Origin of the sequence: Halomonas marinisediminis, from assembly GCF_004347715.1 — a bacterium.
Classification (GTDB): Bacteria; Pseudomonadota; Gammaproteobacteria; order Pseudomonadales; family Halomonadaceae; genus Halomonas; species Halomonas icarae.
In genome coordinates this window covers 1-264 of record NZ_SLTR01000539.1, presented here as the reverse complement: position 1 = coordinate 264, position 264 = coordinate 1, and the positions used below count along the sequence as shown (strand labels likewise).

Here is a 264-nt window from a genome sequence, read left to right as displayed (position 1 = left end):
GATGTCTGCTTCAAGCGCGGCGGCGTCTTCGCAATGGAACTCGGCGGGCCCGAGGTGGGTCGCGGCTGCGGCGGACGGGGGATCATCCATGGCTTTGAACTGCTGGAAAAACTCGGGTTCCACGATTGGGACTTTGACTATGTGCTCCTGGATTTCCTCGGCGATGTGGTCTGCGGCGGTTTCGGCCTGCCTATCGCTCGGGATATGGCCCAGAAAGTTATACTCGTAGCCTCCAACGACCTGCAGTCGCTCTATGTCGCCAAC

The 264-nt window shown here is 59.8% G+C and carries 1 protein-coding gene; it reads left to right on the top strand.

The features are described 5' to 3' along the window. Positions 1-264 (top strand): hypothetical protein (locus E0702_RS17715; protein ID WP_205742093.1); only part of this gene is annotated, 264 nt, incomplete at both ends.